Below are 25,188 nucleotides of genomic sequence, written 5' to 3'. Positions count from 1 at the left end.
ACTCCCTTTCAAGTGATACTATAACGTATTGCACTAGGACGAAAGTGGATTGGATGTATGTCCTTGTTCCAAAAAATTAAATGAGCGGGAGCCTGTCCGCTGCTGTTCCCCCCTGCGTAGGCATGACCCTCTGAATAACAGCGCACAACACACGAAGCCCTTCACACAACCCTTTCAGATTCGTTACGGTAAAGCAGATTCGCAGACTTGCCGTATCCGTCTCACCTACATAACAAGCAGATCCCGGCAAAAAAGAAACTCCTGCAGCCAGAGACTGACGGTGGAGCTCCCGCATATCCAGACCATCTGGCAGCTGAAGCCACAGGTTTAACCCACCTTCAGGCAAGACCCAGTACATACCAGGCACACGGTACTCCTCCAGAACATCGGATGCTGCCTGTAGTCTCGCGTACAGCTCTTCGCGTAATCGAACGATATAGGAGCTATACTGATGCTGAATGAAGGATTGAATTGCCTTTTGTGTAAGTAAAGGACTGCCCAGATCTGCCGTGGATTTGGCTGCAACCAAACGGGTCAGCACACTCCCTTCAGCGATGGCGCAGGCTACGCGGCAACCTGGAGACAGCACCTTGCTGAAGCTTTTGATATAAACGACATGGCCTGTAGCATCCATCGATTTAATGGACGCAGGAGGAGAATCGCGGAAATACAGATCAGCGAATGGATCATCCTCCAAAATGAGACAGTGATAGCTCTGAGCCAGATTCAACAACTGGGCCCGTCTTTTGGCACTCATCGTTACACCTGTCGGATTGTGGTATGTAGGGATGGTATAGATCAACTTTGGCGGGTACGTGTCGCAGAGGCGTGTCAACAGATCAATACGCATGCCTTCACCGTCCATTGGCACGGTAATGATTTTGGCTCCCCTGCTCGTAAATACATCAATTGCGCCCGTGTATGTAGGAGCCTCCATATAGACCACATCTCCTGGCCCAACGAAGGTGCGGGCAACTAAGTCGATCCCCTGCTGTGTCCCACTTGTAATTAGCATTCGCTCTGGGGCGACTTGCAGTCCCCTTTCGGCAAAATGGCCTGCAAAGGTTTGGCGAAGTTCCCGGTCCCCCTGAAAAGAGCCATACGCTGCCATGCGTTCAGGGTGGTCGGAGGACAGCCTGTAGGCACTATTAATAATTTCAGTCGTTGGCAGCAGCTCGGGCTGGATGGCTGACATATGCAGTTCATACTGAACCTGAGGAGACGCATCAAAATGCCGCCAAAGCTGCGCACGCGGCAAATAATCCACAAGTGCCATCTGCCAGTTCCACGGGGTATTATTATCGTGATTTCGCTCGGCTTGCTGTTTTTTATCTGTATCCACCGTTTGATCCATCTCCTGGGCCCCGCGTACATAGCATCCTTTTCCCTGTGAACAGGTTATCAGTTGAATGGCCTCAAGTTCAGCATACGCCTTAGACACGGTAACGAGACTTACTCCCAGGTCCGCGGTCATTTTACGTACAGACGGCAGTCGTGTTCCAGGCTCAATCAATCCTGAACGGATCCGATCTGCGAGTGTAAGCGCGATCTGAATATACAATTTGGTACTGCTTCCCCGTTTCAATTCAATGTGCATCTGCCCGCTCCCCCAACTGTTATCATCCACATTTTACTGTTATATCGCATTCCGGCTATTATAGTTTATAATATCAGTATAACAGTGAATAACAGGAGATGAGAACACGATGAGTATCCCTTGGTCCAAAATGGCTTTAAACACCCCGTCCTCTGTCGTTCGCGACATGCTTCAGGCTGCACAGGCGCCTGGAATGATATCCCTTGCCGGAGGTTTGCCAGCACAGTCATCATTCCCGGTTGAGGCTATACGTGACGCATATCAACAGGTGTTTATGAGCGGTGCAGCTGCCCTTCAATATGCAGAAACGGAAGGCTACAGACCGCTGCGCGCCAAAATTGCCGAGCGTCTGGAATCCAAGGGCATTCCCGCTTCCCCCGATCATATGCTCCTGACTACAGGATCACAGCAATCCATAGATCTGGTGTGCCGTATTCTGCTTGATCCAGGTGACCGCGTACTGGTTGAATCACCAACCTACCTGGCTGCTCTTCAAGTTATCCATTCTTATCAGGCCGAATCCCATGGAGTAGCCTGTGATGAAGAAGGCATGCTCCCTGAATCCCTTGAAGAACAGTTAAAACAGCATCAGCCGAAACTGGTATACATTAACCCAACGTTCTCCAACCCTTCAGGCAAAGTGTGGAGTCGCACCAGAAGACAGCAGGCCGTTGACCTATGTCGCAAATACGGAGTGCTCATTCTGGAGGACGATCCCTATGGCGAAATCCGTTTCAATCCGGAACAACTGGATGCGCCTTCGCTCGTCGAACTGGATGCAGCGTCCTACGATGGACCATCCAACGTCATCTATACGAGCACATTCTCCAAAACCGTAGCTCCAGGACTTCGTACGGGTTGGATTCTTGCTTCAGCAGATATTGTTAAGATCGCTGCACGAGCGAAACAGGGAGCCGATCTGCATTCCAGCAGCATCGACCAGCGAGCTCTTCATGCCTTACTCGAAACGTTTGATCTTGATGAGCATATTCGCAGCATTTCCAAGGACTACGCCAAACGAATGAATACCATGACTTCCCTCATGAAAAAGAAAGCTTGGGAAGGAATCACTTGGAATTCTCCGCAGGGCGGCATGTTCCTGTGGCTCGAACTGCCTGAAGCGATGGCAGCCAGCAATTTGTTTACTTACGGTATTCAGGAAAAAGTGTGCATTGTACCTGGTGATTCCTTCTATGCCGGAACTCCTGAACTGAACCGGATGCGTATCAACTTCACGCATACAAACCCTGAGCAGCTTCCTGAAGCCGTTGAACGTATGGACCGAGCTATTCAGCGCTGGCATGCTGCTGTACAATCTGATACGGCGGTTACACTGTAATAAACTGTCATTAACTGTATTATGACTAGTATCCACTCAGAGCTTAATGCGTAAAAAAAATAAGGCGGCAGATCCGAGAATATCAGGTTCTGTCGCCTTATTAATGTTTAAAATTTTTTAGAAGAAAAGTACAATTAAATGTGAGTAAATCGTTTCAATACATGTTGTTGCAGTTTGGAAAGCTTACCGTAAGCCGGGTTCTGTGCTCTTCGTGGTTCAAACGGGAACTACCCTCCCACCACAAGCGACAATCATCTATCTAGGCCATACATTGCTGCACAGCTCAAGCGACCAACCTAGACACACCTCGGGCTAAGGCTGCCTCCTCCGAAGAGTCGGCTGTGTCCCATTAGGTCTTGCTCCAGATGGGGTTTACCAGGAACGAAGTCACCAGCGTTCCTCGGGGTCTCTTACACCTCGGTTCCATCCTTGCCTGTACCGGAAAATCCGGCCATCGGCGGTCCATTTCTGTGGCACTATCCTTCAACTCGCGCTGACTGGACGTTATCCAGCATCCTGCCCTGTGGAGCCCGGACTTTCCTCTCGTGGCAACAAGGCCACCAGCGATTGTCTGTCAAGCTTTCCGAACAACATTACATAGTATACAGGCATTTGAGTTTACAAACAAGCTTAATATTACTGGAAACGGGTGATCCCGACATAACTACATAAACTGGAATACTTCCGTATTGACCTCCGAAGCCGTCACTTGGGTCTCATACCGCTTGTCTGTCAATCGTGAACGCAGCCAGTCCGCTGTTTTGGACTTCATGATCTTCTCGGCATTATGCCCAGCATCTATGATGCACATGCCAGCCATCAGCGCATCATGAGCGGTGTGATAATCAATATCTCCCGTTACGATGACATCGGCCCCTTTGAAACGAGCAGTCAGGGTATAACGGCTTCCCGAACCGCCGAGAACTGCTGCTTTTTTGATCTGCCGGTTCAGATCCCCTACTACACGAACGTATGGCACGTTTAATTGGGCCTTTACGACCTCTACCAGCTCACCCAGTGTCTTTGGTTCCTTGAGGGGTCCCAAACGCCCCAGACCGAGTGTACGGCCTTTTAAATCCATTGCATACAGGTCATAAGCCACTTCTTCATAGGGGTGAGCCTTCAGCATGGCCTGCACAACTTTGCTCCGCAGACTCTGCGGTACAATGGTCTCAATACGCATCTCTTCCACTCGCTCCAGCTGGCCCTGTTCACCGATAAAAGGCTGTGTTCCCTCTCCTGGTACAAAGGTTCCTGTTCCTTCGGTATTGAAGCTGCATTTGCTGTATTGGCCAATACTTCCGGCTCCAGCTTCCAGAATGGCCTGAAGCACCTGTTCATGATGCGTGCGCGGGACGAATACAGCCAGCTTGTACAGATGGTCTGTATGTACATCTTCCAGTGACTCCTTACTCTCAATGCCAATCGCTTCAGCCATCCAATCATTCATGCCGCCTTCGGCCACGTCCAGATTCGTGTGACTGATATATACGGCAATATCATGCTTGATCAGCTTCTCATACAATTTCCCCATCGGTGTATCCGTATTGAACGATTTTACCGGCCGGAAAATAATAGCATGGTGTGCAATGATGAGATTGGCACCAATTCGAATAGCTTCTTCAACAACTTCATCCGTCACATCAAGAGCAATCAGAACGTGATTTATCTCTTTTTGCAGACTGCCCAGCTGCAGTCCGATCCGGTCATCGGGTACAGCCAGATGTTTGGGAGCCAGCTGCTCCATCAATTGAATTACCGTTTGACCTTTGGCAAACATTCGAGCACCTCCTTCAGGTTTGCAATCAGACGTTCCACCTCAGCAGCCTTTTCACGGGAAGAGTCCTGGTCCGACTTTGAAATGGACTGCACAACACCCCTAAGCTTAACGATCTCACTTTCCCATTTCGCAAAAAATACGTCTGTGGGTCTGTCCACCAGATATGGACCCATACGCAGCAATAGATCTTGTGTAAGAACGACTCCACCTTCAAGCGGACGGGCGAGGTACACTTCCTCATTCGCAATTGGACTGGATGCCTGCGGCATGGCTGTAATAATCTCATAGATCTTTCCATCTTCCTCAAGCAATCGCTCCGCCACAACCACCCATTGATGATCCAGCAGCCAGCGTCTGAGGATATCCTCACCCACATTAGGTTGAAGGATAAGCATCTTCACTTCTTCCAGTTTGGAAAGGCCGCGGTCCAGTATGGAAGCAATTAATGCTCCACCCATTCCTGCAATCGTAATGACATCTACCTCGCCTGCAGAGACGACTTCAAGCCCGTCTCCACGACGAACGGTAATTTGCTCCTGCAGCCCTGCATCACTTACCTGTTTGCACGCGGCCTCATAGGGTCCAGGGTTAACTTCTCCGGCCACAGCACTTGCAGCCTTCCCACTGCGAACGGCAGCCACGGGCAGCAGTGCATGATCTGAGCCTATATCGGCTATACGGCTGCCCTCGGGAATTTGATCATGTATTTGTTGTAATCGATTCGAAAGTTTCATGAAGCACCTGCACATTCATTTAATTTATTGATTTGCATTGGACAACGAAAAGCGATAAAATGAAATCCAATCAAACATTTCAAGGATTAATTACCAAAACCAAGAAATTAAGACATTCCATTTAAAAATAAAGGAGACCTCGCCGCCGCCTAAGCGGCTTGCGAAAAGTCTCCCGTAGTTCTGTTATTCGAGGAAATCCTTAAGCCGTTTGCTGCGGCTTGGGTGGCGCAGTTTACGAAGAGCCTTAGCTTCGATCTGACGAATACGCTCACGCGTAACTCCAAAGACCTTGCCCACTTCTTCCAGCGTTCTCGTCCGTCCGTCGTCCAGACCAAAACGAAGGCGAAGTACATTCTCTTCACGCTCTGTCAGCGTATCCAGTACGTCTTCAAGCTGTTCTTTCAGCAATTCATAGGCAGCAGCATCTGCTGGAGCCAAAGCCTCCTGATCCTCGATAAAATCGCCCAGATGGGAATCATCCTCTTCACCAATCGGTGTTTCGAGGGAAACCGGTTCCTGTGCAATCTTCGTGATCTCACGCACTTTCTCCACACTCAGATCCATTTCAGCTGCAATTTCTTCTGGCGTTGGTTCGCGTCCAAGTTCTTGCAACAACTGACGGGATACCCGGATCAGTTTATTTATCGTTTCGACCATGTGCACCGGAATACGAATGGTACGTGCCTGATCGGCTATCGCACGTGTGATGGCTTGACGAATCCACCAAGTCGCATAGGTACTGAACTTATACCCTTTTTTGTGGTCAAACTTCTCTACGGCCTTGATCAGACCCATGTTTCCTTCCTGAATCAGGTCAAGGAACAGCATGCCGCGTCCCACATACCGCTTGGCGATACTGACAACGAGCCTGAGGTTGGCTTCTGCCAGTCGGCGCTTCGCTTCTTCATCCCCGTTTTCAATCCGTTTGGCGAGCTCCACTTCATCATCCGCAGACAACAAAGGTACACGACCAATTTCCTTCAGATACATCCGGACTGGGTCATTGATTTTGATTCCCGGAGGCAAGCTCAGATCATCATCAAAGTGGAACTCATCGTCTCCCTCTCTGCTGTTGTTTTCTGAGTCATCATTAGGACGAAGCGTAACCTCTTCATCATTTTCGTTTACCACGTCGATACCCAGGTCACTTAATTGTTCGTAAAACTCATCCATTTGCTCAGCATCCTGCTCAAACGGGGAGAGTTTCTCAATAATTTCCTTGTAGTTCAATGAAGCTCTTTTTTTGCCTGATTCAATCAGTTGATCCTTAACCTGATCCAGCGTCAATTCTGTTTCTAGTTCAGTATGCTGATCATTCGCCATAACTCGACTCCCTCCTCCCTAGAAACATCCAACACACGGACATTTACTGTCTCTCTAGGGCAATCATTTCAATTGCGATTTGTGCCGCGCGTACAAAATCACCTGCACGCTCTGCAGCAATCATTTCTTCCTTTTTTAGATCGTACTCTTTTTTGCGCGGATATTTCAGCACTTCCCTGATACAATCATCGAGTATCTGAACGTTCCATTCACCCGGGCCATCCATCATTGAGATTGAGCTGACGGTTTTCTCCAATCGATCATCATGCAATGAGGACATAAAACGGCTTGTATCCGGCGATTTGCCTTGCGCATAATAGGCATATAGATAAGCAGCAATAGCTGCATGATCATCCAAGTTAAAAGCTTCACCGAGATGCTCATTCACATACTGTGCAGCCTCGTCATCCTGAAGCATCCAGGCAAGCAATTTGCGCTCAGCAGCATGGTAAGCCGGCAACAGATTGGGCGTAGGCACCTGCCTATTTTGTTGCCTACCATTATTCCACCTTTTCGGGTTATTATCCCCATACTGCTCGTTATTTTTCATGGACTGGCGCTCTTCATTACACTCCTGCTTCAGTGTCTCAAATGATACATCCACTTCAGCAGCCAGTTCACGCAAATACACTTCGCGTTCCGTAGGGGAAGATAAAGGCGCGATTAGCTTTACCGCTTCCTTGGAATAGGCGATCAGACCGCCGCCTTCTAGCAGTATATGGTTTTTTTTAAGGTTTATAAGCTTAAATTTTGTTGTGGTCACAGCACCGTCTACAATCTGGTTGCGAAACCGTTCACCACCGTACTTCCGAATAAAATCATCCGGATCAAGTCCTTCGGGTATAAGAGCCACCTTAACCTGCAGCCCGGCTTCTTCCAGAATGGGGAAGTTCTTAAGTGCAGCGGCCTGCCCTGCTCGGTCACCGTCATAACAGATAATGACTTCGTCGCACATGCCCTTGAGCATAAGCGCCTGGTTCTCAGTCAGCGCTGTGCCCATGGCCGCTACTCCGTTCTGGATCTCTTGATCCCAAGCGGAGATCACGTCGCCGTAACCTTCAAACAAAATAGCTTGTCTTTGTTTGCGAATTGCATTTTTGGCCTGATGCAGATTGTAGAGAACTCGGCTTTTGTTGAATAACCGGGTTTCCGGTGAATTTAGGTACTTCGGCTGCCCGTCTCCCAAAATGCGGCCTGCAAATGCAATCGGTTTGCCGCTTCTGCCATTAATCGGGAACATAACCCTGTCTCGGAAGCGGTCCACATAGCCCTGACCTTCACTCCGCTGCGACAGAAGACCGCCCTTTTCCATCTCTTCAAGTGGAAAGTTGCGCTTCTCCAGAAATTGCACCAACGTGTCCCAACGATTCGGCGCATAACCAATCTGGAACTGGTCAATCAGCTTGTCGCTAAAGCCCCGCGAGCGTAAATACTCCATGGCTGCTTTTCCATGCTCTGTATTTTTCAATAAGAAATGATACAGCTTTGCAGTTAGCTCATACGCCTCCAGCAGACGTTCGGTCTCCGGATTTACATGAGCGGATTCACGCCCTTGCCAGTCCCCCATCGAGATGTGACTTTCTTCCGCCATCGTCTTGACAGCCTCGGGAAAGGATAACCCTTCGATTTCCATCCTGAATTTGATGGCATTTCCACCCGTGCCGCAACCGTAGCAGTAGAAAATTTGTTTCTCTGGTGTAACTGTAAACGAAGGCGTCTTCTCGGAATGAAAAGGGCAGAGGCCTTTCATGTATTTCCCCTGCTTGGTCAGATGCACAAATCGGCTCACCGTATCGACAATATCATGCTGCTGTAACACCGATTCAATAATGCTTTCGGGTATACCGCCTTGTCCGGTACTCATCTCTGGCCACCTTCATCTCTTTCAGCACGTAAATATAATTCGCTAAACTTACACATTCTCCTGCAAATCTTTCAAAAGTTTTGTCAGTTTATGTTGAAAAATTTCCCGATCCTGCTCTGTGAAAGGCTTTGGACCCTTCCCATAATGCCCTCTTTTCCGTGCTTTGGCAGCAGTATGCCGGGAATCGAGCATAAAATCAATGTCACGATCATTAAATTCGCGACCACGAAATGATAAAACATAACAACGTTTGCCAAGCGCGAGTGCTGCCAGTCCGTAATCCTGTGTAATGACGATATCACAGGGCTTGATATGATTGGCGATGTACAGATCCGCGCTTTGATCACTGCGGTCCACCTGCACGGTACGCACCCCTTCTCCTCCCTGAAGCAAATGATCAAAGGAAGATACTAACAATACGGGGATATCAAAACGGCGGGCCGTTTCTGCAATCTCAGCTTTCACCGGACAAGCATCTCCGTCCACAACAATCTGGCGTACATTCAACTCACTCAACCTCAGGATCACCCGGCTTCATAAAATAGCTGCATATTGTTATATACGACTTCCGCCAGCGAAATTCCTTCTGACCAGTCAAGGTAAATCAAAGGCTAAAATACGGAACGGCTGTTAAAAATAAAATTTCACAACCTGTTCCGTATATTTATACCCTCATATATCCTTCTTTAATACTGAATTTGAAGTGTATGCTCTAACCCGTCTGTGCCGGGATATTATACTAACACCAATTTGGAGAAATCGGCAAATCCTTTCAAGTCACGATCGATAGCTGCGAGCAAAGCCAAGCGATTGGCACGGACTGCTTCATCTTCGGCCATAACCATTACGGAATCGAAGAATGATGTTATGGCTTCCTTCCAAGCTGATGCAATCGCCAGCGCTTCCGCTGCATCGTGCTGCGACAAGGCTTTGCGATATTCCTCATTGGTTCTGTTCCAAGCTTCATGCAGCTGCTTCTCTCCCTCTTCGGTAAACAGTTCAGGATGAACAGAAGCATTCGACGCTTTGGCAGCAAGGTTACCCACCCGGTTGAAAGATTCCACTGTTGTTTTGAACGCATCACCGGTTTGAACAGCGGCCATCAAGGCCTCGCCTTTTGGAACAATGGCACTAATATCATCGAATCCGGCAGAAATCACGGCATCAACTACATCATAACGAACGGTCTCGGACAACAGTTTTTTCACACGAAGACCGAAAAAGTCCTGCAAATCTTTACGAACTTCTTCATCTGCACGTTTCAAAAGGTTCATCTGAGCATGTACCTGAAGCGCAACCCCGAACACATCGGAGAGCGTCAGTGGAAGCTGATGATCCAGCAAGATTTGTACAATACCCGCGGCCTGACGACGAAGTGCATATGGATCCTGGGATCCAGTCGGGATGATATTGATGGAGAAACAGCCCACGATGGTATCCATTTTATCTGCAGCACTTACAATCGCACCTACGAGTGAAGCAGGAGATTGGTCTCCGGCAAAGCGCGGCTGATAGTGTTCAAATACTGCTTTGGCCACTTCTTCCTTCTCGCCTGCCTTGCGAGCGTAATCCTCACCCATGACACCTTGCAATTCAGGGAATTCACCAACCATCAGTGTAACCAGGTCAAACTTGCAGATATCTGCAGAGCGGCTCACCGATTCGGCAACGTCAGCAGAAACCTGCAGCTTGGATGCGAGACCGTCCGCAATTTTGCGAATACGGCGTACCTTGTCACCAACGGTACCCAGTTCCTCTTGAAAGACAATGCTCTCCAGTTTGGACAATGCGTCCTTAATCTCGAGCTTCTGGTCTTCTTCGTAGAAGAACTTGGCGTCGGACAGGCGGGCACGCAGTACTTTTTCGTTACCTTTGGCGATGACATCAAGTGAATCACTGCCTCCGTTACGAACGGTTACAAAGTAAGGCAGCAATTGTCCTGCACTATCCAGTACAGGGAAGTAACGCTGATGCTCACGCATCGAAGTAATCAATACGTCCTGAGGGATATTGAGGAATGAAGGATCGAACGTTCCGAACAATACGGTTGGCGTTTCCACCAAAAACAGTACTTCTTCCAGCAAATCTTCCTTGATGGCAATATCCCAATTTTTCTCAGCAGCCAGTGCCTGAATCTGGGAAACAATCATTTGCTCCCGTTCCTTGATATCTGCAATAACATGTTCGGAACGCAGCAATTCAACGTAAGAAGCAGGGTTAGTAATCACGGTCTCCTTACCAAGGAAACGATGTCCCCGAGTTACATTCCCGGATTTCACACCTGCAACTTCAATATCAATAACCTCACTACCAAGCAGAGCGACAATCCAGCGAATCGGGCGGACAAATTTGAAATCATATGAAGCCCAGCGCATGAATTTAGGGAATGTCATGGCGTGCAGAATCGACAGCAATCCTTCACCGATTACGGATGAAGTCTCTACACCTTTGCTGCTCTTGGTTGCATAGATGTACTCGACTCCGCCGAGTTCCTTAAACGTAAACTGATCCGGATCAACACCTTGACTGCGTGCAAATCCGAGTGCTGCTTTGCTCCAGTTGCCGCTCTCGTCAAGTGCAATTTTACGGGAAGGACCTTTTACTTCTTCTTCTACATCCTCTTGCTTCTCGGCAACATTCTGAATCATGACAGCCAAGCGACGTGGTGTAGCATAAGCGTTTACCTCACCATGTGTTATGCGGGACGCATCCAGCCATTTCACAATACGATCCTGCAGCTGTTCTATCGCCGCGCGCAAGAAACGTGCAGGTACTTCTTCCAGACCAATTTCAAACAACAGATCCTTAGACATGCTCTGCTCCCCCTTTCTTGATCAGCGGGAAGCCAAGCTTCTCGCGCTCTTCCACATATGTTGCAGCCACTTGGCGTGCCAGATTCCGGACACGCGTAATGTAACCGGTACGCTCTGTAACACTGATTGCTCCACGAGCATCCAGCAGGTTAAACGTATGGGAACATTTCAGCACATAGTCATATGCGGGAAATACCAGATGCTGTGCCATAGCCTTATTGGCTTCTTCTTCATGCATGTTGAAGAGGGTAAATAGCATCTTTACATCAGATACATCAAACGTATATTTGGAGTGTTCAAACTCAGGCTGCAGGAATACATCACCATAGGTGATTCCCTCTACCCATTCCAGATCAAACACATTTTCTTTTTCCTGAATGTAAGAAGCTAGGCGCTCCATACCATACGTAATTTCGACAGCTACCGGGTTCGTCTCAATTCCACCGACTTGCTGGAAGTATGTAAACTGTGTAATTTCCATACCATCGAGCCATACTTCCCATCCCAGGCCTGCGCAACCAAGAGAAGGATTCTCCCAGTTGTCTTCAACAAAACGGATATCATGTTTAAGTGGGTCAATCCCCAAACATTTGAGACTTTCCAGGTAAATTTCCTGAATGTTGTCTGGTGAAGGCTTAATAATGACTTGAAATTGATGGTGCTGATACAGACGGTTCGGGTTTTCTCCGTAACGTCCGTCGGAAGGACGACGGGAAGGCTCTACATAAGCTACTTTCCAAGGCTCTGGTCCAAGTGAACGCAAAAAGGTCATCGGGTTCATGGTACCTGCTCCTTTTTCCGTATCATATGGCTGGACAATAATACAGTTGTGCTCGGCCCAGAATTGTTGCAGCGTGAGAATCATCTGCTGAAAATTCATAATCATGCTCCTTTTCAATAAGTTTATTGGCAAGCTGAAAATACTTCCGATTTGCACAAGGCGTCGATCGAAGCCCGACGTAGAACGGACAAAACGCGTTTTGCGAGAGATTCCCGGAATGTATCCACCAGCCTTGCCGGAAATAATTCCACAATCAAAAAAAAGCCCTCGCCCTACGCCTGTTGTCCAGACGTAGGGACGAGAGCTACTCCCGCGGTTCCACCCTACTTGGCTTGTGTACAAAACAGGATAACCTGTTCACGCAAGCCCACTTTTCCGTGTCCATTCATGCTCCCGAGTGCCATTTCACAGACCGATTCAACCCGGCTTACACCATCCCAGGCTCGCTCAATTATCGTAGTCAAGACCGTTTGGCCTATCTACGAGAATAATAAATCAGGTCCCCTACTCTCTCGTTCAATGCATGTCTCCAAAAGAGAAATTATAGTTCATATTAAATAAAAAAGAGTGCAAAGTCAAGTGAATCTTGTCATACCCAGAAAACACAGCTTAAATCCCGTATTTCTCCATCTGATCGAGAAAAGAACGGGATTTCAAATTGAGACCCAGCTGGTGATCCATGAAGGCTCTCATGATCTTCTTCATTTCATCTCTAGTGGCCTCACTGACGGATATGTTGCCCAGTCTCTGCAAATCCAGCTGTGCAAATAACCGCAGTAACCTTAGAGCTTTGGGACTTACGGACAACGCAGGTGGATCAAAGTGTTTACAGGCTCTGCACAGCACACCACCGAGCCTTGGACTTACAAACAACTGTTCATCGGGCCGTTCCTGGCCGCATGAAATGCATTCATCAAGCGACGGGCCATAGCCCGCCGATTGTAATATTTTCATCTCATAGAGACTGGTAATGACGCTGGGGTCCTTCTCTTCCTTTAACGCCTGAAGGCAAGCCTTAAGCTGTTTGAACCAGAAAGCACCTGTTTCCTCATCCTGCAGGACCCGATCCAGCAGTTCACATGCATAGGATGCATAAGCTGCTTTAACCAAATCTTCCCGCAGCTCATGATATGACTCCATGATTTCGCCCGCATTTAGTGTCCCCAGGCCCGTGTTACGGAAATATACGTATTGACCGTACGTAAACGGCTGCACCAGCGCAGCATGTCGGCTTTTGGGCTTTTTGGCACCACGGACGAGTACGCCTACTTTTCCACCACTTTCGGTGCAAAGCGTAATAATTTTGTTTCCCTCGCCGTAGTCCATGCTGCGGATGACAATCCCTTCCACCCTGTATAGCATGCCTCGTCACCTAACCATTCCCGAATCAGCCAATTAACCCTCGGCTTCTTCATCTTCTATCACTTCCCCTGCAGTATCAGACTCCTGTCCTGTTGGCGCACTAGCCTCGGTATACAACAAATAGGACTCCACATCCCCCGTCATTGCAAAAACCTTCCACGAAAAATCTCGCATCAGAATTTCATCCTCTCTTCGGAAATGACGTCTGCATCTACCAATTAGGATGGAGTCTTGCAAGGTAAACTATGTGTTGCAATTAATGGATACTTGTTCGATTAAACGTCACGGTGGAAGCCGAGATCACGCAGAACGCGATCCTGATTTCTCCAATCCTTTTTCACCTTAACCCACAGATCCATAAAGATTTTCGAACCGAGTAGGTTCTGAATATCCGTACGCGCACGTTTGCCGACCTCTTTTAACAGGGCTCCCTGTTTACCGATAATAATCCCTTTTTGAGAGTCACGCTCTACAAAAATAACGGCTGAAATGTATACTACCCCGTTGTCCTGAACCTTCATATCCTCAATGGTTACAGCAATGGAGTGGGGAACCTCTTCCCGGGTCATTTGCAGAATTTTCTCCCGAATCAGCTCCGCACAAACGAACTGTTCCGGGTGGTCTGTAACCTGATCTTCCGGGTAGTATTGCGGTCCTTCCGGCAAATACTTGCCGATCTGATCAAGCAGTGTACTTACATTGCTGCCGAGTTTGGCAGAGACCGGTACAATTTCTGCGAAATCATGCAGCTTGCGATACTCCTCAATAAGCGGCAGCAGCGCTTCCGGTTCGATTTTATCAATTTTGTTCATCACCAAAATGACAGGAGTCCGAACATTTTTCAGTTGTTCTGCGATGTAACGGTCACCACCGCCCATTCCTTCGGAAGCGTCAATCAGGAACAGAGCTGCTTCCACTTCCCCGAGTGTATTCAGGGCAGTCTGGTTCATATAGTCACCCAGCTTGGATTGCCGTTTGTGAATACCTGGTGTGTCCAAAAAGACAACTTGCTTGTCATCGGATGTGTAAACGCCATGTATTTTATTACGAGTGGTTTGCGGCTTGTCCGACATAATGGCTATTTTTTGACCAATAACCTGGTTCATCAAAGTCGATTTACCAACGTTAGGACGCCCAACAATAGCTACAAAACCCGATTTAAATGCTTTTTTCTTCATATGTTCCTCCTCAGGCGCCTAGGCCTGGAATAGTTTATTTTTTGGCAAAATCCAAATCAGACGGACCAAAAGCCCAAGGCAGCAGCTCGGCAACCGTCGTTTCCTGCAGGTCACCATTCAAGTTGCCCATGATGACTTTCATATCCGGCTCACACAGCTCAACCATAACCTGGCGACACACGCCACATGGAGCGATTGGACCTTCCGTATCTCCTACAACGGCAATGGCCTTGAAACTGCGAGGCTGCTGCCCCCCTGCAATCGCACTAAAAAGTGCTGTTCGCTCCGCGCAGTTGCTTGGTGTATAGGCAGCATTCTCAATATTGCATCCATGATGCACATTGCCTTCGCTATCCAGCAGAGCTGCCCCTACGCCAAAATGGGAATAAGGTGTGTATGCTTTTGCACGTGCCTTAATGGCTTCTTGCATGAGCTGTTGATTATCCATAATCCAAATCTCTCCCTCAGGTTATCACTATAATAAACTTCATGTTATAACAGGCTTATCAGAAACCAAGCCAATGTAAAACCGGTTTGAAGAACACCATACATCCGATGACTACAGCGAACACCGCAGCCAGCAAAACTGCGCCAGCCGCGGTGTCTTTCGCCGCTTTTGCAAGCGGATGAATATGCGGATGTGCCAGATCTACCGCTGCCTCTACGGCCGTGTTCATTAATTCGGTGACCAGCACCAAAAAGATGGCTGTCAGCACAAACATCCAGTCTGTTCTCGAAATCCCGAAGATAAATCCTGCCGAACACATGATGACGGCTACTCCCGAATGAACCCTTACATTTCGCTGTGTCCGAAAACCGTATACGATTCCTTCTGCCGCATTGCGGAACACCAGACTCCAGGAGCGCCTTTTCATTATCGTGTCAACCCGGCCTGGGCGAGTACAGCTTCCTGTTTGCCCATCATTTCGGCTTCGCTTGCTTCGTCCTGATGATCATATCCGAGCAGGTGCAGGAAACCGTGCACAAACAGGAAACCAAGCTCACGTTCAAATGAATGCCCGTATTCTTCACTTTGCAGGATCGTACGAGGAACGGAGATAATGATGTCACCGAGAACATCTGGCATCTCCTCCATCTCTTCATCCTCATCCAGTTCGTAGATGATGTCCAGTTCCTCATCCATGGTTTCATTCATGGCAAATGACAGCACATCTGTCGGACGATCGATTCCGCGGTAATCGCGGTTCAGCTCATGAATCTGGGCATCATCCACAAATGTGAGAGCAACTTCTCCATCTGCCACGCCTTCAGCTTCTCCTGCCAGGTTCAGCAATTGCTCCAGCATTGCAATCATCTGTTCAGTAATTTCTTTATCCTGTTGATCATTATTCCATGCCAGGTTAAGACTCATTCTTTCATAACTCCTGTCTGCTCATATTAGTAAGTCAACCTGCTTCAGGTGAGGTCGGCTTCGGTTTTTTGATCTCTTCCGGGTATTCAATCCGGGAGTGGAAAATTCCCATTACCGTCTCTTTCAAGGTCTTCGCTACGATATCCAATTCACGCATGGTGAGATCACAATCGTTAAACTGATGGTCATCGAGACGTCCCTTGATAATCTTCTCAATCATGGATTCCACTTGTTCCACAGTCGGTTTGCGCAGCGACCGAACTGCTGCTTCAACGCTATCCGCTATCCCCACGATAGCCGATTCCTTGGATTGGGCTTTTGGACCTGGATAACGGAAATCTTCTTCTGTAAAATCAGGCTCCACTCCCGCTTCCTCAGCTTGACGCAGCGCTTTGTGATAGAAGTAATGGAGGAAGGTCGTCCCGTGATGCTGCTCCGCGATATCCCGGATCGGTTTCGGGAGCTTGTAATCCTTCTGCATTTCCACACCATCTCGTGCGTGCGCAACGATAATTGATTTGCTCAATTTAGGATCAATGGAATCATGGGGGTTCTCCATATTGTTCTGATTTTCAATGAAATATATCGGTCTCTTGGTCTTGCCAATATCATGGTAATACGAACCAACTCGGCAGAGCAGACCATTCGCTCCGATAGCCTCGGCCGCGGCCTCGGACAGGTTTCCTACCATGACACTGTGATGATACGTGCCCGGTGTTTCTGTCAGCAATTTGCGCAATAACGGGTGGTTCGGGTTGGACAGCTCCACCAGCTTCAGTGCTGATAGTATACCAAACGAAGTTTCGAAAAACGGCATAAGCCCAATAACGAGAATCGCTGTTAGTACACCACCGGCAAAAGCAAATCCTACGCCATACAGTGTTGTTGTACGATTCCAGTCCCCCGTATCAATCAACGACAGTGTAAAGACGGCAATGGAACCAAACAGGCAGACCATGATGGCCCCCTTTAAGATGGTGGAGCGCTGGCTTGCCCGGTATGTCGCGAAGATGGCAACAAAAGACACCAGCACCGCAAAAAAGCCAAGCTCAAAATCAAAAATTTGACCTTGATGCGTATTCAGGATGATGCTTGACAACATGCCAATGATGATCGAGCAAACGAAAGCAAGCGATGTATCCAGCAACAAGGCAATTAACATCGCCCCCACTGCAACTGGTGCAAGGAAGCCGACATATGACCTGTCTGCTGTCTGGATGAATGCCGTTACATGCATAAGCACAATCGTAATAATGAAAATGAGTACAAGCATCAGCAGCTGTGCATTATTATATTTGAAATGCGTTCCGCTGAATTGCTGAATATACATCAGAATTGCTGCCGACAGCAGACAAGACAGCATGAGAAGACCTAGCTGCGGCCAGTAGTTCACTTCGTTTTTCAACAAATCATTTTCATCAAGAAGGGCGTACATTTCGGGGGTTATCATTTCGCCCTTGGCAACCAGTGTATCACCTTGCTTGATATAGACTGTCTGTGTATTTTCACGAGCCTGTACCTTGGCTTCCTTTGTCCCCTCTTCATCATAGAAACGATTGGACGTTACTACAAGACGGGCGAGCTCCTGAACAACCTCACGCTGCGTGCGCTTGCTAAGGGAACTTACACTTACCATTTCGGCAACTTTTGCCCTTGCTGTCGTAGCATCACTGATCTGATCCGTCATCAATCTGGACACGATATCCCGTCCAACGGACTTCATCTCCTGGATATCATCTGAGGTCAAGCGAGATATCTTGATATAGGTTTCTTCCGGAATTCGGTAGCTTTGCTCCTGCACCACGTTTCTGATCTCTTCCAAAAGAGTTTCGGAATATGTACCCGCTTTCCGATTGTTATTGATAAAGTTGGACACAAAATCCTTCTGCCGCTGCGGAATCTCATCACTATAAATATCAATCTTGTCCTGACTGGAAATCTGGTCATCCTGATTCAGACGGTCAATACGATCCAGCAGGGTGGTCATCAAATTTTCATTTCGCAGCTGCACAATTTGATAGATCGGCTGTACACGCTCAGCAGCTTCTTCCTGAGCTTTCAGCGTTGCCTTCGTGTTTGGAATCTGCATGGGCGCAGCAATATCCACTTCGCTTCGTGTGCCTTCCTGAATGTCATACCGCTCGGGAAGCAGCTTGGAGGCCAGACTGAAGTAGAAGAGTATCACCAGAAACAAAAACAGAAGATAGCGTGCCCACACGCTATACTTCCATCCTGTGGTTCTATTCTGAAAAGATTTGCCTTTTGACAGTTCCTTCGAGGTCACTTTAGACAATCCCTTCTATTCTTGATTTTCTGCGGCGTGGTTGTATGCAACGATAATTTTTTGGACGAGGGAATGCCGTACAACATCTTGCTCGGCAAAATAGACAAATCCAATTTCTTCAACTTCACTGAGTATCGTTTTTGCTTCCACCAGTCCAGACTTTTTGCCGCGAGGTAAATCAATTTGCGTTACGTCTCCGGTAATGACCATTTTGGAGCCAAAACCAAGACGGGTCAAAAACATCTTCATCTGTTCAGGCGTCGTATTCTGAGCTTCGTCCAAAATGATGAACGAGTCATCGAGTGTACGCCCCCTCATATATGCCAGTGGCGCAATTTCGATCAAACCGCGCTCCAGTGCCTTGGCCGTTTGCTCTTGTCCCATAACGTCATACAAGGCGTCGTACAAAGGCCGCAGATAAGGGTCAACCTTTTCCTGCAAGTCTCCAGGCAAGAAGCCCAGGCTCTCGCCCGCTTCAACAGCAGGCCGTGTAAGCACGATGCGCTTAACGCTGCCTTCCTTGAGAGCTGTAACCGCCAGTACAACGGCCAGATAGGTTTTACCCGTACCAGCTGGACCGATGCCGAATACAACATCACGTTTCTTAATTGTCGTTACATAGTGCTTCTGTCCAATGGTTTTAACACGAATCGGTTTGCCCCGGTAAGTCGTCGTTATCTCACCCTTGAACAGATCAAGCAGCTGGTCTGCACGCAGATCCTTAGCCAGTTCAATGGCATAGCTGACGTCTCGCTCGGTTAGCACATACCCGTTACGCACCAATTGCAGTAACACATCAAATAATTGTTCAAGCGATTCCACATTCTTTGTATTGCCATGAATGACAATCTCTGCTTCGCGAGAAGCGATCTGGGCTGGAATCTCGGATTCAATCAGTTTCAGAAAAATATCTTGGGGTCCAAAAAGAGATTGACCCTCTCCCGCACTCTGGAGGGAGATTCGTATGCTGCGTGTTTGTTCTGACAAATAGCCTCATTCTCCTTGACTATGGACTAACGGAAGTTCTTCCGCAATGCTTTCTTCCACTTCAAATAATACTTTCATATAAACTTTACCATTCTCTTTCTTCTCATGCAAAATTTTTTCACTTAAAATTTTTGTTCCTTTGCCGTTTTTGGCGATAATATCGTTTCTGGCTCCCTCCAGCCCTTTCGTTCGGGCCCACTCCACCGTCTTTTGTTCCTCTTGCTGCGTGGTCTCCATATCGGTCTCAGTCAACCATCCCAGCGGAAGCGTGAACGATCGCCATGTTAGCGGCTTATGGTCACTCGCCGTATTGAAAGAACTGAAAGGCGTCTTCCCATATCCCCACAGCTGAACAGCCCAATCCCCAAGCACAACATAGAAACGTTCCTTACTCTCACCTGTCAAGGTGTTGTGTTTCTGCACGAGAGGTACTTCCACCTCATATTCACGCCATACGAGTCCACGAACCTCGCCTTTGGCCACAACATTCTCTGTATTCTCTTCATCACCCAAAATCCCCGATATTAATACCTGACCTTTCTTAACACGTGTATCCTTCTGCACAACAGGACGCCCCTGTTCTGCGTATATCTGAGTAACGACTGCATCCGATTTGCTCACCAAGTGCCTTGGATTCAGCAGCGGTTCGCGTTGAGGCTGTGCAGATTCCACGACCTGGATCGTAATGGTTGTCCCCTCTTTGCTCACACCGATCCAGGTTACGTCGGGGAGTGCCAAAGCCATCTGCCTGGAGAGCTTGTCCTGACTCTGGAGTCTGAACCCCCACTGGAAAGGATATATCCCTTCTTTTTTGGCTGCAGCAAGCACCACATCAGTGGGAATCTTCACATTCCCTTTCACCTCAACATTCCAGACCATCGATGATAATGCAAACATGGCAATCACGAAAAGCACCATGCCCCCAAGGAAGAACTTCCTTTTCATTAATCTGGCCATAAAAAAAGGAATCCCGCTGCGGTGCGTCACCTTCACCCTGCAGCCTGTCCGCTTCAACAAAGGACGCAGCCTAAAAAAATGCGGCAGCAGAATATTCATCTCTGCCTTGCGTCCATCATGGGCACGCAGGTTCCACACTTCCAGTCCCTGCTCTGCCACCATGTTGATCAGCGCTTCGATGTCTCCCCCAGTGACCGTTATTCGGACTGCACCTCGCAGTTTGTACAGACTGGGCTGTTTCATCCGTTTCCCTCCGCTCCATTCATATGTATATCCAGAATTGTCCCTTCCACCGCCACTTCATCCGGCAAAATATTGCGAATCATCAGATCAACGCCTTTAATCTCGAGCTGACCCTGGGTCAAAGCCAGAACAATGCGATTCGGCGTAAAATGGATCACACCGCGATGATTTTCGATATACAATTGCTTGCTGCCGATCAGGGTTAACCGTGGCATATCATAAAGCACGTCCTGCGGCAAATCCAGCACCTCACTGGTCCATCTGCGCAGCTTGCGGCTGATCCGGGTCATACGAAGGTCTTCCCCCTTCCTCTACAGTTCAACTTATGCGGAGAAACATGATTTTATGAAAACTACAGCTTCTGTTAGATCATTAATTCTTTAAAAAGGAGCACAACAAAAAAAGCCGTCTCTGGCATATTGCTCACCAGAGACGGCTCTATTCCCGTCCAATAGCTTGACTTGCTACAGTTTCCCTCGCGTACCGAACGGTTGCTTGGAACGGGGAGAACCCAGTACTTCTGCCCATAATACACCCGTGCGAATATCCGCCGGTCGGAGCGGAGACGCTCCCGATTCATCGGTGCTGGACTCATCCCAGCCGGAGTCAGACACAACGGGTCTATTTGCAGAAGAAATGCGATTCAATCGCTCTTCAATCAAGCGCTGCTGTTGTTCCATTCCTCTCATCTGTTCCTCTAGTGAATTTTCCATGGCGCTCATAGAGCCCTCACTTCTGTAGTCACTTGCGGGGCGAGAAGTTGCAGCAGGTTCCGAATAAGGCTGATCATAACGTTCTTCATATTGCTCTTCGTCATATCGATCGTCATACTGTTCATCATAACGGGGATCTGCTGGTCCGGAAGACTGCTGTGGAGATGAGTTGTCTCTCGAGCGATCATCCCGTTCTGAATTACCGCTGCCTCCAAATGTAGGCATCCCGTTGCCAGGACGCTTTTTGTTCGGATCAGCCGTTTTGGCGGCTTTTCCCAAGAAAGAGAAGAGCGCAAAACCGATGACGGCCACTATATACAGATTATCAAAAATCCATTCAAATAGGCCCATATGCACTCACCGCCTATCTTCCGTTTTTGGAATCACCCTGATCGTTGGAATTCGAACCTTCACCAGGTTTTCCCAAAGTATTGCGCATTTGAGTATCAGCCTCAATATTTTTCAGGTTCATGTAGTCCATGACCCCGATTTTACCGCTACGAAGTGCTTCGGACATCGCCAAAGGTACTTGGGATTCGGATTCAACCACACGCGCTCTCATTTCCACTACTCGTGCCTTCATCTCTTGCTCTTGGGCTACAGCCATTGCGCGACGTTCTTCCGCTTTCGCCTGAGCGATGCGTTTGTCAGCCTCAGCCTGCTCGGTTTGCAGGAACGCACCAATGTTCTTACCTACATCCACGTCCGCAATATCGATGGACAGGATTTCAAAAGCTGTACCGGCATCCAGACCTTTGGACAATACAGTACGGGAGATCAGATCCGGATTTTCCAGAACGTCTTTGTGGGAATTGGAGGAACCGTTTGTACTTACGATACCCTCACCAACACGGGCGATGATCGTTTCTTCACCAGCACCACCGACGAGGCGGTCGATATTGGCCCGAACTGTAACCCGAGCTCTAACTTTAACTTCAATACCATCTTTGGCTACCGCAGATACAATTGGTGTCTCGATGACACGCGGATTAACACTCATTTGTACAGCCTGCAGTACATCACGACCTGCGAGGTCAATCGCTGCAGCACGTTCGAATTCCAGCGGAATGTTTGCTCGCTGAGCTGCAATCAGAGCGTTTACTACACGGTCTACATTACCACCGGCAAGGAAGTGACTCTCCAGTTGGTTCATTGAAAGCTGAAGGCCGGCTTTGGTTGCTTTAATCATTGGATTTACGATTCGGCTAGGTGTTACACGTCTGAGTCTCATCGCTACTAGTGTAATAATTCCGACACGTACACCGGATGCAATGGCCGAGATCCAGAGCATTACTGGGAAAAAGCTGAAGAATACGCTCAATACGATAATGGCAACTACCGCAACGAGCAAAACCGTAATCAAGGTTGGTTCCATAGTCAAAATTCCTCCATTTGCACTTAAATTTTGTAAAAAATCATCTTAAAAGATTATGCTGCTAATTTTAGAAAAACACCATTCGGCAAGCAGCACTGCCTTATGGTTATGTACACTGCCGAAGCCCATCAGAACTCCGGCAAAACAAGCGTTTTACACCGGCAAAGCTTGTTGGACCACAATCCGGGTGCCTTCGGCTTTAACCACAATAATCGGTGTATCAACTGGAATAAAGTCCCCGTCCGAAACCACATCGACCCGTTCCCCATTAAATATTGCTGTTCCAGAAGGACGAAGCGGAGTCAGGCTGATCCCTTGGAGACCAATCAGTTCTTTACGTTCTGTCGCAGATGAATAACCTCGATCGGCAGACAATCTGTCACTCAGTATAAATCGATTCCATATGCCTCTGTCATTAAACAGTATCACCACGATGGCTATAACCACCAGCGCTGCTCCGAAAGCAATTCCCAGTGATACAAATGCATCACTTGTGTCATAAGCCGCACGCACGACACCAGCCACAAGCGCAATGGATCCCAGTATGCCCAGGATACCAAAGCTTGGAATGAACATCTCCAGAATCATCATGATGAGTCCAACCGTAAACAGCACCCATGTCTCTGCTCCTGCAAATCCAGCAATGTAGTTCCCCGAGAAATAGAGGATAAAGCAGACGATCCCCACAATGCCAGGCACTCCGAATCCAGGCACAATCAGTTCAATAATTACGCCTGCAATTCCAAGAAACAGTAGTACAGTCATCACAACAGGATTCGTCAGAAAAGAAGATATATTCTCTGCAGCGGTTCGCTCCACAGTAAATACATCATCCTGACCATACCCCAACCAAGCTGCTGCCTCTTCCGGAGTTGAACTGATATGGTCCGCATATCCCACTTTCAGCGCTTCCTCGGCTGACAAGGCAATAATTTCACCTTTTTGCTTTGTTTTGTTGATCTCCGGCATCTCCACAACCATGTTGACATCTGTCATTCCGGCAGCGATACTACCGTCACGGCCGCCTTGTTCTGCCGCTCCCTGCATTTTGCTCTTCCAGAATGCAACCAGCTTCGGATCATCGACATGCTTACCCGTGCTGTCCACCATCGCTGCCGCGCCAATCATGCTTCCTGGCGACATTACGATCTTATCTGCATTCAAGGCCAGAAAACTTCCAGCCGAAGCAGCATCTCCGCGGACAAAGGCAACGGTCTGAACAGGGCTTTCTTTAATCAAGTTACCCAGTTCTTCAGCCGTATCGACCCGTCCTCCCGGCGTATTGATATCCAGAACAATCAGGCCAGCATTCATCGATTCAGCTTCCTTGAAGCCACGCTCCATAAACTTGCCTAACCCCTGCTCGATTGGTTTATCAACCGGAATAATATATACGGCGCCGCTCTTTTCAGCTGCTTGTGCAGACGGCGATCCAACCCAGAGAGGAAGCAGCAGTGTCAGCAGCATCATGAGCAACAATGGCCCCGCAAGCCTCTTCCGGCGCTTTCCCTTCACAATAATCCCCCCTTTTCCATTATTGTTATACTGTCCAGCTTATGGTATTTATTACGTACAATGCAACATTTCGTTTCAAAATCTTAAAATTATATTTGAAACCCAGAGGAATTGCAAGATATTAAATCTAATTTTATGTATATTAACCATTTTAAAGTAAATTTTTTGTCTGTTTTGAAAATTGTACTGTTTCTTTCTCCTGTACATCGAATTCTCCCATGCTAAATCTAATAAAGTCTGAGATATAAATTCAGTACCATACAAACAGGAAAAAACACCCCCTGACAAGTCAGGAGGTGTTCATTGATTGCTTTATTGCAGAAATTGTTGAACTGCTTGATTAACCAGTTTGCCGTCCGCTTTGCCTTTAACTTTCGGCATAAGGGCCGCCATGACTTTCCCCATCTCGGCTTTCGAAGAAGCACCGGTTTCCTGGATGGTCTGCTGTACAATAACTTTAATTTCTTCTTCGGTAAGCTGTGCGGGAAGGTACTGACCAATTATATCAATTTCCGCTTTTGCATTTGCCGCGAGTTCTTCACGGCCCGCTTTGTCAAATTCTTGGAGGGCATCTTTGCGCTGTTTGATTTCACGACTCAGGATATCAAGCACTTCGTTGTCATCCAAAGTTCTTTTCAAATCTATTTCAAGATTCTTGATCGTCGAACGAATCAACCGAATGGTGGAGAGCTTGAACTTGTCCTTGCTCTTCATCGCTTGCTTCATATCTTCGTTCAATCGTTCGCTAAGATTCATGTTGTTCAAATCCTCCTAAAACTTTCTCTTACGAGCAGCCTCGGACTTTTTCTTGCGCTTTACGCTTGGCTTCTCATAATGCTTACGTTTCTTCACCTCAGCCAAGACGCCATCTTTAGCGATGGAACGTTTAAAGCGACGAAGTGCAGCATCAATAGTCTCGTTTTTGCGAACTTTAGTTTCAGACACCAGTTTTCCCTCCCTCCGACCAGACC

The 25,188-nt window shown here is 47.9% G+C and carries 25 protein-coding genes and 1 other RNA gene; 1 reads left to right on the top strand and 25 read right to left on the bottom strand.

Going from position 1 to position 25,188, the window contains the following annotated elements:
• Positions 1 to 76 precede the first annotated feature (76 nt).
• Positions 77 to 1,597 carry a MocR-like pyridoxine biosynthesis transcription factor PdxR gene (gene pdxR / locus AC3WQ3_RS03280; RefSeq protein WP_492471454.1) on the bottom strand — a complete coding sequence of 507 codons (1,521 nt, stop codon included), beginning with the start codon at positions 1,595 to 1,597 and terminating at the stop codon, positions 77 to 79.
• A 109-nt stretch (positions 1,598 to 1,706) separates the two neighbouring features.
• Between pdxR and AC3WQ3_RS03275 the strand changes: the two genes are divergently transcribed.
• The gene (locus AC3WQ3_RS03275; RefSeq protein ID WP_492471453.1) at positions 1,707 to 2,936 is read left to right on the top strand and encodes an aminotransferase-like domain-containing protein; all 1,230 of its coding nucleotides are present in this window, start codon (positions 1,707 to 1,709) and stop codon (positions 2,934 to 2,936) included.
• A gap of 174 nt (positions 2,937 to 3,110) precedes the next feature.
• Here the strand turns inward: AC3WQ3_RS03275 and rnpB are convergent.
• From rnpB to rpsU, 24 genes are all read right to left on the bottom strand, one after another.
• An RNA gene (gene rnpB / locus AC3WQ3_RS03270) (RNase P RNA component class A) lies at positions 3,111 to 3,519 on the bottom strand.
• Between the two features lie 81 nt (positions 3,520 to 3,600).
• Complete coding sequence (locus tag AC3WQ3_RS03265) at positions 3,601 to 4,716, bottom strand: Nif3-like dinuclear metal center hexameric protein (protein WP_336780552.1); 1,116 nt, start codon at positions 4,714 to 4,716, stop codon at positions 3,601 to 3,603.
• Positions 4,692 to 5,450: a tRNA (adenine(22)-N(1))-methyltransferase gene (locus tag AC3WQ3_RS03260; protein WP_492471452.1), complete on the bottom strand. Its 759-nt coding sequence runs from the start codon at positions 5,448 to 5,450 to the stop codon at positions 4,692 to 4,694. Before AC3WQ3_RS03260 ends, AC3WQ3_RS03265 begins: the two co-directional genes overlap by 25 nt.
• A gap of 183 nt (positions 5,451 to 5,633) precedes the next feature.
• Positions 5,634 to 6,773: an RNA polymerase sigma factor RpoD gene (gene rpoD, locus AC3WQ3_RS03255; RefSeq protein ID WP_095289908.1), complete on the bottom strand. Its 1,140-nt coding sequence runs from the start codon at positions 6,771 to 6,773 to the stop codon at positions 5,634 to 5,636.
• A gap of 43 nt (positions 6,774 to 6,816) precedes the next feature.
• A complete protein-coding gene (dnaG, locus tag AC3WQ3_RS03250; protein WP_095289907.1) occupies positions 6,817 to 8,637 on the bottom strand; it encodes a DNA primase in 1,821 nt (606 codons plus the stop codon).
• A gap of 48 nt (positions 8,638 to 8,685) precedes the next feature.
• Positions 8,686 to 9,153, bottom strand: coding sequence for a YaiI/YqxD family protein (locus tag AC3WQ3_RS03245; protein ID WP_371859954.1), 468 nt, complete (start codon positions 9,151 to 9,153; stop codon positions 8,686 to 8,688).
• Positions 9,154 to 9,371: 218 nt separating this feature from the next.
• Complete coding sequence (gene glyS, locus AC3WQ3_RS03240) at positions 9,372 to 11,450, bottom strand: glycine--tRNA ligase subunit beta (protein ID WP_492471451.1); 2,079 nt, start codon at positions 11,448 to 11,450, stop codon at positions 9,372 to 9,374.
• Positions 11,443 to 12,330: a glycine--tRNA ligase subunit alpha gene (glyQ, locus tag AC3WQ3_RS03235; protein WP_336780549.1), complete on the bottom strand. Its 888-nt coding sequence runs from the start codon at positions 12,328 to 12,330 to the stop codon at positions 11,443 to 11,445. Before glyQ ends, glyS begins: the two co-directional genes overlap by 8 nt.
• Before the next feature lie 224 nt (positions 12,331 to 12,554).
• The gene (locus AC3WQ3_RS03230) at positions 12,555 to 12,695 is read right to left on the bottom strand and encodes a hypothetical protein (protein WP_336780548.1); all 141 of its coding nucleotides are present in this window, start codon (positions 12,693 to 12,695) and stop codon (positions 12,555 to 12,557) included.
• Between the two features lie 145 nt (positions 12,696 to 12,840).
• Positions 12,841 to 13,593 (bottom strand): DNA repair protein RecO, encoded by a 753-nt coding sequence (gene recO, locus AC3WQ3_RS03225; protein ID WP_095359490.1) that lies wholly within the window; start codon positions 13,591 to 13,593, stop codon positions 12,841 to 12,843.
• Positions 13,594 to 13,626: 33 nt separating this feature from the next.
• Positions 13,627 to 13,767, bottom strand: a complete 141-nt coding sequence (locus tag AC3WQ3_RS03220; protein WP_336780547.1) for a YqzL family protein — start codon at positions 13,765 to 13,767, stop codon at positions 13,627 to 13,629.
• Between the two features lie 101 nt (positions 13,768 to 13,868).
• Positions 13,869 to 14,771, bottom strand: a complete 903-nt coding sequence (gene era, locus AC3WQ3_RS03215; RefSeq protein WP_095359492.1) for a GTPase Era — start codon at positions 14,769 to 14,771, stop codon at positions 13,869 to 13,871.
• Positions 14,772 to 14,805: 34 nt separating this feature from the next.
• Positions 14,806 to 15,219 (bottom strand): cytidine deaminase, encoded by a 414-nt coding sequence (locus AC3WQ3_RS03210; RefSeq protein ID WP_095359493.1) that lies wholly within the window; start codon positions 15,217 to 15,219, stop codon positions 14,806 to 14,808.
• 58 nt (positions 15,220 to 15,277) lie between these two features.
• The gene (locus AC3WQ3_RS03205; RefSeq protein ID WP_095289893.1) at positions 15,278 to 15,646 is read right to left on the bottom strand and encodes a diacylglycerol kinase family protein; all 369 of its coding nucleotides are present in this window, start codon (positions 15,644 to 15,646) and stop codon (positions 15,278 to 15,280) included.
• Positions 15,646 to 16,143 (bottom strand): rRNA maturation RNase YbeY, encoded by a 498-nt coding sequence (gene ybeY, locus AC3WQ3_RS03200; RefSeq protein WP_095289891.1) that lies wholly within the window; start codon positions 16,141 to 16,143, stop codon positions 15,646 to 15,648. Before ybeY ends, AC3WQ3_RS03205 begins: the two co-directional genes overlap by 1 nt.
• A 34-nt stretch (positions 16,144 to 16,177) precedes the next feature.
• Positions 16,178 to 18,427 (bottom strand): HD family phosphohydrolase, encoded by a 2,250-nt coding sequence (locus tag AC3WQ3_RS03195; protein ID WP_492471568.1) that lies wholly within the window; start codon positions 18,425 to 18,427, stop codon positions 16,178 to 16,180.
• Positions 18,428 to 18,442: 15 nt separating this feature from the next.
• Positions 18,443 to 19,414, bottom strand: a complete 972-nt coding sequence (locus tag AC3WQ3_RS03190; RefSeq protein ID WP_492471450.1) for a PhoH family protein — start codon at positions 19,412 to 19,414, stop codon at positions 18,443 to 18,445.
• Between the two features lie 6 nt (positions 19,415 to 19,420).
• A complete protein-coding gene (yqfD, locus tag AC3WQ3_RS03185) occupies positions 19,421 to 20,614 on the bottom strand; it encodes a sporulation protein YqfD (protein ID WP_492471449.1) in 1,194 nt (397 codons plus the stop codon).
• A complete protein-coding gene (gene yqfC, locus AC3WQ3_RS03180) occupies positions 20,611 to 20,904 on the bottom strand; it encodes a sporulation protein YqfC (protein ID WP_095289883.1) in 294 nt (97 codons plus the stop codon). The genes yqfD and yqfC overlap by 4 nt, the downstream gene beginning before the upstream one ends.
• Before the next feature lie 174 nt (positions 20,905 to 21,078).
• Complete coding sequence (locus tag AC3WQ3_RS03175; RefSeq protein ID WP_492471448.1) at positions 21,079 to 21,678, bottom strand: YqfB family membrane protein; 600 nt, start codon at positions 21,676 to 21,678, stop codon at positions 21,079 to 21,081.
• A 13-nt stretch (positions 21,679 to 21,691) separates the two neighbouring features.
• Positions 21,692 to 22,702, bottom strand: coding sequence for a flotillin-like protein FloA (floA, locus tag AC3WQ3_RS03170; protein WP_095359498.1), 1,011 nt, complete (start codon positions 22,700 to 22,702; stop codon positions 21,692 to 21,694).
• Between the two features lie 153 nt (positions 22,703 to 22,855).
• On the bottom strand, positions 22,856 to 24,172 hold the full coding sequence (locus AC3WQ3_RS03165; protein WP_492471567.1) for an NfeD family protein: 1,317 nt from the start codon (positions 24,170 to 24,172) through the stop codon (positions 22,856 to 22,858).
• A 357-nt stretch (positions 24,173 to 24,529) separates the two neighbouring features.
• Positions 24,530 to 24,973, bottom strand: coding sequence for a GatB/YqeY domain-containing protein (locus AC3WQ3_RS03160; protein ID WP_095289878.1), 444 nt, complete (start codon positions 24,971 to 24,973; stop codon positions 24,530 to 24,532).
• Positions 24,974 to 24,988: 15 nt separating this feature from the next.
• Entirely contained in the window at positions 24,989 to 25,162 is a 174-nt protein-coding gene (gene rpsU, locus AC3WQ3_RS03155; protein ID WP_005547957.1) for a 30S ribosomal protein S21, read from the bottom strand.
• Positions 25,163 to 25,188 lie beyond the last annotated feature (26 nt).

The sequence above is a fragment of the Paenibacillus sp. FW104-T2 genome (assembly GCF_058789975.1).
The sequence above is the reverse complement of the archived record's forward strand: the minus strand, read 5'-3'. Positions and strand labels throughout refer to the sequence as shown.